General features: G+C 71.8%; 2 protein-coding genes. Both read right to left on the minus strand.

Translation table 11 applies throughout. The features are described 5' to 3' along the window. On the minus strand, positions 1 to 1,605 hold a 1,605-nt coding region (locus F5972_RS36640), incomplete at its 3' end, for a condensation domain-containing protein (protein ID WP_225312229.1). 1 nt (position 1,606) lies between these two features. Then, positions 1,607 to 7,501 (minus strand): non-ribosomal peptide synthetase (locus F5972_RS36645; RefSeq protein WP_191910505.1); only part of this gene is annotated, 5,895 nt, incomplete at its 5' end.

Here is a 7,501-nt window from a genome sequence, read left to right on the forward strand (position 1 = left end):
CGACCGCTCCATCACCACCCCGACCCGAACACCCCGGCCCACCCCCCGAGCCAGCAACCCACACGCCACCCGATCCGAAACCCGAGCCAACTCCGCGTAGGTCCACACCACCCCACCGTCGGGCAGCGCATCCGACACCGCCTCCGACACGGCCACCGCGTCCGGAGTCCGCCCTGCCTGCGCCCCGAACAGCTCCACCAGCGAACCCGCACCCACCACACGCGCCGTGTCGTTCCACTCCTCCACCACCACCCGCCGCTCGGCCTCGCCCAGGACGTCGAGCTGGGCGATCCTGGCTCCGGGATCGGCCGCCATCTGGTCGAGCAGCCGCAGCATGCGGTCCATGAGCGCCTGGGCGCTGCTCTCGTCGAAGAAGTCCGGACGGTAGGTCAGCCGCATCTTCAGCCCGCCGAGCGAGCCGGCGACCAGGCCCAGGGGATAGTTGATCGACTCCCGGAGCCCGTTCTCGGTGAACTTCAGCCCTCCCGGCCCCGCCGGACGCGAGGCGCCGTCGGCGGGCGGCTTGTTGCCGCCGGAGCCGGAGGGGAAGTTCTCGAAGGCCAGCGCGGTGTCGAAGGTCGCGCCCGGCCCCGCCAGCCGCTGGATGTCGCTGGGACTCAGATATTGGGCGTCCATCAACGCCGACTGCTGTGCCTGGAGCCGGGTCAGCGTCTCCGCGACCGTACGCGAGGGATCGAGCGGGACGCGTACCGGAATGGTGTTGATGAACAGGCCGAGCATGCTCTCCACGCCGGGCAGGTCCATCGGACGGCCGGCCACGACGGAGCCGAAGACGACGTCGCGCCGGCCGGTCAGCTTGCCCAGCAGCACCGCCCACGCGGTCTGCACCACCGTGTTCAGCGTCACGCCGTGGGAGCGGGTCAGTTCCTGCAGCGCCTGGTCCAGCTCGGCGCTCGCCTCCCCGGTCAGGCTGTCGCAGTGGCCGGGGGTGGCGTCGCGCGCCGCCGGGGCGACCAGCGTCGGCCCCTCCACGTCGCTCAGCGCCTGCCGCCACGCCTCCCTGGCCGCGTCCTTGTCCTGGCGGGCGAGCCACTCCAGGTAGTGCCGGTACGGGGTCACCGGAGGCAGTCCCTCGGCCGTGCCGCCCGCCTCGTACGACCGCCACAGCTCGCCCATGAGGATCGGCAGCGACCAGCCGTCGACCAGGATGTGGTGGAGTGTGACCATCATCCGGTATCGGCTGGGGGCCACCTTCGCCAGGAGCACCTTCAGCAGCGGCGGCACCGCCAGGTCGAACCGCTCGGCCCGCTCCTCGATGCCGATCCGCTCCGACTCGGCCCACGCCTCGTCCTCGGGCAGCTCCGACAGGTCCACCTCGCGCCACGGCAGGGTCACCCGCCTCATGATCAGCTGTACGGGGGCTCCCGAGCTGCGGCTGCGGAACCCGGCGCGCAGGCTCTCGTGGCGGTCGAGCAGGGCCTGCCAGGACGCCCGCAGCCGCGCCGCGTCCAGCTCGCCCTCCAACCCGATGATCATCTGCTCGACGTACACGTCGGCGTTCTGCTCGTCGAACAGGGAGTGGAAGAGCATGCCCTCCTGGAGAGGGGACAGCGGCCACACTCCCGCAAGCGCGGATTCCTTCATGTCATTCCCCTTCCGCAAGCTCCGCCGCGGCGGCTTCGAACTCGTCCAGGTCGCCTTGGCTGATCTCCACCAGGGGGAAGTCGGAGGGCGTGTGACCCCCGCTGCCGCCGGCGGAGGCATGAGCGGCGAGGCCGGCCAGCATCCCGGCCCAGCCCTCCGCCAGGGCGCGTACGGCCGTCTCCGGCATGAGCTCCGCCGGCCACAGCATGACCAGCGAGAGCTGGGGACCCTCCGGCAGGTCGTGGACCACCCCCATGACCTCCAAGGGGTGCATGACGGGGATGTCCTTGTTGGCATCGCCGCCGCCCTCGGTGGTCGTCTGCCAGTCCCTCAGCCGGGGTGGTCCTCCGCGGCCTCCCCGGGCTTCCCGGGCTTCCCGGGCTTCAGGGCCTTCCCGGCGCTCGCCGCCCGCCGGGTCGTCGGTCGCGGACCCGGCCGCCGACCTGCCCAGGTAGTTGAAGCCGATCTGCGGCCTCGGAAGCGAGGCGAGCTCGGCGGTGGTCTCGTCGTTGAGATAGCGGAGGAGGCCGAATCCCAGGCCGTCTCCGGGGACTGCCCGCAGCTGCTCCTTGACCCGCTTGACCGCCCGGTCCGCGGCAGGGCCGCCCGCCCGCAGATCGGTGTGGTCGGCCGCGCCGACGTCGAGCCGTACGGGATGGCTGTCGGTGAACCAGCCCACCGTGCGGGAGAGCTCCAGACCGTCGGCCAGGGGGACGCGGCCGTGGCCCTCCAGATCGAGCAGGACGCCGGTCGTGGTCTCGCCGCGCTCGCGCCGCCATTCGGCGACGGCCGCCGCGAGACCGGTCAGCAGCACGTCCTCGACCCCCGCGTGGAACGCGGCGGGAACGGTGGTAAGCAGCGCCGAGGTGACGTCGACCGGCACCTTCACCGCCAGCTCGCGCACCGCCGCGCCGACGTCCCTGCCGGCATCCACCGGCCGGGAGGTGAACGATGGGTCGGGACTCCGCAGGAGCCCCACCCATTCAGGTGTTTCAGCCACCCGTTCGGGAGTGACGGCCTGTGCGGCCAGCGCCCGCGCCCAGTGCCGGAACGAGGTCGGCACCGGCTGGAGCGCGACCTCCCTGCCCGCGGCCAGCGACATGTACGCCTCGGCCAGGTCCGGCGCCAGGATCCGCCAGGAGACCCCGTCGACCACCAGGTGGTTGATGGTGACCAGGAGACGTCCCTGCACGTCCGGTCCCGCGTCGAACCAGACGAACTGGGCCATCACCCCCGCCTGCGGATCCAGTCGTGCGGCCGCCGCCCGGGTCTGCTCGTCCACCGCCTCGCGCAGCGCGTCACCGTCGAGTCCGCGTACGTCGGCCCGGTGCAGCCAATCGGCCGCCGCAGCCGTCTCCGGCACCACCAGACGCGGTTTCGGCTCGGCCTCCAGCCGGGCGCGCAGCACGTCGTGGTGGTCCACCAGCGCCTGAACCGCGTTCGCCAGCGTGCCGAAGTCGAGATCGGCCGGTGTGACGATCATCGTCGACTGCGCGGCCTGGCCGATCCGGTCCGTTCCCGCCCGGTCCAGGATCTCGTGCATCACCGGCGTCAGCGGGATCTCTCCGACGCCCGGCTCGCCGCCGCCCACCGGAGCGGCCTGGTCGGCCGTACGGACGACAGTGGCGAGCGCGGCCGGGGTCTGGTTCTCGAAGACCTGACGCGCGGTGATGATCAGTCCGGCGCGGCGGGCGGCGGCGACCAGCAGCATCGACATGATGGAGTCGCCGCCCAGCTCGAAGAACGACGCCTCCGCGCCGACCTGCTCCACGCCCAGAACCTCGGCGAACAGTCCGCAGAGGATCTCTTCCATCGGGGTTTCCGCGGCCCGCCCCGCATCGGGCAGATCAGGCGCCGGTAGGGCAGCCCGGTCCAGCTTGCCGTTGACCGTCAGCGGAATCGCCTCGATTTGAACGACCAGCGGAACCATGTAATCCGGCAACCGCGACGCCGCGAACTCCCGCAACGCCGCGATATCCACCCGCGCGGCGACCGCCCCGCCATCGGCCGGGCTCGCGGCGTCCGGACCGGTGACATCCATGCCCGTCCCGCTCGGGGAACCCTCCTCGCCCAGCGCGCCGGAGCCTGCGACGTCTGGGCTGGCAGCACCCGAACTCGCAGTACCCGCGCTCGCGGTGGCCGGGCTGATGACGGTGGGGGCTTGTGCGTCCGGGTTCAGGGCGGGGACGACGTAGGCGACCAGGCGTTTGTCTCCGGGGCGGTCCTCGCGAACGATGACGGCGACCTGGGTCACGGACTCGTGGCTCGCGAGGACGGCTTCGACCTCTCCGGGTTCGATACGGAACCCGCGGATCTTCACCTGCTCATCCGCGCGGCCGACGAATGCCAACTGGCCGTCGTTGAGCCAGCGGGCCAGGTCGCCGCTGCGGTACATCCGCACCCCGTCCGCGAACGGGCAGGCGACGAACCGCTCGCCAGTCATCCCCGGACGGCCCACATACCCCCGGGCCAGACCCGCGCCGGCGATGTACAGCTCCCCGGTCACCCCGGGCGGGACCGGCTGGAGGAAGTCGTCCAGCACGAACACGGCGGTGTTGGGGAGCGGCGCACCGATCGCCGGGTCCTGCTCCACCGGAGTCGCTATCGGGCTTGCGGTGGTGATCACACTGGCCTCGGTCGGGCCGTAGGTGTTCCACACCTCCGCCCCCGACCCCACCCACCTCGCCGCTAGGCGGGCGCTCAACCGCTCGGCACCCAGCACCCACCGACGCACCCCCGGCACGGCCTCCGGGTCCAGCACACTCAGCAGAGACGGCACCACACTCGCCACCTCGACACCCGCCGCGCCGATCATGCGGGCGAGCGCCTCCGGTTCGGCCCGCTCGGCCTCCGTCGCGATCGCCAGCGTTCCCCCCGCCGCCAAAGTGACGGCGACATCCAGCACGGCGGCGTCGAACCCGAAGGAGGCGAACTGCAACGCCGTCACCCCCGGGCCCACGTCGAGGGCCGGCCGCATCGCATGCGCGAGGTTCGCCACCCCGGCATGCGGCACCGCCACCCCCTTCGGCCGCCCCGTCGACCCCGAGGTGTAAATCACATACGCCAACCCCGACGCCTCGACAGCCACATCGAAACGCTCCGCCGATTGCGCATCGATACGCTCAGCCGTGCGCTCGTCATCCAGCACGACCACACGCAACCCACCCGCACCTGTGAGGGTTTCGGCAGCTGCGCTGTTCGCACCCACGCTGGCGGTCGCACTTGCACCCGTCTCCGCATTGGCGTCGGTGCCGGTCTCGGGCGTTGTGATGCCGGACAGGGTGGCGGTGGTGCCGATGACGACCTGGGCGGCGCTGTCGGCCAGGATGAATCCGATCCGGTCGGCGGGGTAAGCGGGGTCGATCGGCACGTATCCCGCCCCGGCCTTCCAGGCCGCCAGGATCGACACGACCAACTGAACCCCGCGCGGCAGCACCAGCCCCACCCGGGACTCCGCGCCAACCCCCAACTCGCGCAGGTAGGAGGCGAGCTGGTTGGCGGCGTCCTCCACCTCCCGGTAGGAGACGCCGTTTCCGTCGCACCAGACCGCCACCGCATCCGGTGCGCGATCGGCCTGCTCCTCGAACCGGTCCAGCACCGTCCCGACCACCACCGGGGTGGCGGTGGCGTTCCACTCCTCCACCACCGACCGCCGCTCGGACTCCTCCAGCACATCGACCTGGCTGAGCCGCAGCGACGAGTCGGAGGCGACCTGCTCCAGCACGCGCACCAACCGCCGCGCGAGCGCCTGAGCAGTGGACTCGTCGAACAGATCGGCGGCGTACAGGACACCGCCGCCCAGCCCGGCCGGAGCCCCGGCCTCGTCCCGGCGCTCCACCAGCGTCACCGACAGATCGAACCGGGCGACTTCTTCGGAAGAGGGCTGTGCCGAGGACACCTGGAGAGCCGGCAGGTTCCACGTGGGCGGTGTGGCGTTCTGCACGGCCAGCATGATCTGGAAGAGCGGGTTCCGGGACAGGGAACGAGTGGGGTTGAGCTCGTCCACGAGGCGTTCGAAGGGGACGTCCTGGTGGGCGTAGGCGGCCAGGTCGGTCTCGCGCACCCGCGCCAGCACGTCTTCGAACGACGGGTCGCCGGACAGGTCGGCGCGAAGGACGAGGGTGTTGACGAAGAACCCGGCCAGATCCTCCAGCGCCGCGTCCCCGCGACCGGCGATCGCCGTACCGATCGGGATGTCGGTCCCCGCGCCCACCTTCGCCAGCAGCACCGCCAGCGCCGCGTGCGCCACCATGAACATCGTCGCGTTACCGCCCTGCGCCAGCTCCACCAGCCGGGCGTGGGTCTCCGCGTCCACCTCCAGATGCACGTTGCCGCCGCGGAACGACGACGCCGCCGGACGCGGCCGATCGGCCGGAAGCGCCAGCTCCTCCGGCGCGCCTTCCAAGGCCTGACGCCAGTAACCGAGCTGGCCGCTGATCAGGCTGCCCGGATCGTCCAGGTCGCCCAGGACCTCTCGCTGCCACAGCGCGTAGTCCGCGTACTGCACCGGCAGCGGCCGCCACTCCGGCGCGCGTCCCTCGCGACGGGCCGCGTACGCCGTGCTCAGGTCCCGGCCCAGCACCCCCATCGACCAGCCGTCCACCGCGATGTGATGTGCCACGATCAGCAGCACATACTCCGAAGGACCCGTCACCAGCAGCCGCACCCGCCAGGGCAGCTCGACGCTCAAGTCGAAGCCGCGGCTTGATTGGGCGGCCAGCACCTCCCCGGCCTGATCGGAGGTGGTCTCGACAACCACCAGCGGTGGCCTGCCGGCCGGCCCGTCCAGGATGTGCTGGCGGGGTACGCCATCGGTCTCGGGGAAGATCGTGCGCAGGCTCTCGTGGCGGTCGGCGACGTCACCGACGGCCGCCTCCAGGGCCGTTATGTCCAGATCACCCGACAGGCGCAGGGCCAGTGGCAGGTTGTAGTTCGCACCTCCGCCGACTTCCTCCAGCCGGCTGAGGAACCACATCCGCTGCTGGGCGTACGACAGCGGCAGCGCCTCCGGCCGTGGCATCGGCGTCAACGCCCGACGGGTCTCACCCGAGCCGTCGATGAGCCGGGCCACTCCGGCGACGGTCGGCTCGGCGAACAGCCCGCGGATGCTGACCTCGGCGTTCAGCACCGACCGGATTCGGGCCAGCAGCCGCATGGCCCGCAGGGAGTCGCCGCCGAGGTCGAAGAAGGAGGCGTCCGTGCCGATCTCCTCCACCCCGAGGATCTCGGCGAACAGCCCGCAGAGCACCTCTTCGGTGGGAGTGGCCGGGGCACGACCGCCGGCCGACCCGGCCAGACCGGCCAGGTCCGGCGCGGGCAACGCGGCCCGGTCCACCTTCCCGTTCGCCGTGACCGGCAGCCGCTCCAGCACCACCACCGCCGACGGCACCATGTACTCCGGCAACCGCGCGGCGACATGGTCCCGCACCCCAGCCGTATCCACGCTGCCGCCGCTGCCACTGCCGCTCCTGCTGTTCCCACCCCCGCCGCCTCCACCGCTCACGACGAGGCCGCTGCCGTCGCCGCTTGCACGGCTTTCGGCGGTGTCGTCTCTGGCGGCAGTGCCGATCCCTCCGGCATCGTCGCTGCTCCCGGCAGAGTCGCCACTGCCGACGGCGCCGCTGCTTCCGACGGCGCCGCTGCTTCCGACGGTGCCGCTGCCGTCGCTGGTGTCGCCGCTTTCGATGGTGTTTTCGGTGGTGGGGACGATGTAGGCGATTAGGCGCTTGTCGCCCGGGCGGTCCTCGCGGGCGACCACCACGGCCTGTGCGACGGATTCATGGCTCGCCAGGACGGCTTCGATCTCGCCGGGTTCGATGCGGAACCCGCGGATCTTCACCTGCTCATCGGCCCGGCCCGCGAAGACCAGCTGCCCGTCACCCCGCCAACGGGCCAG

This window comes from Microbispora cellulosiformans, from assembly GCF_008728085.1.
GTDB lineage: Bacteria > Actinomycetota > Actinomycetes > Streptosporangiales > Streptosporangiaceae > Microbispora > Microbispora amethystogenes.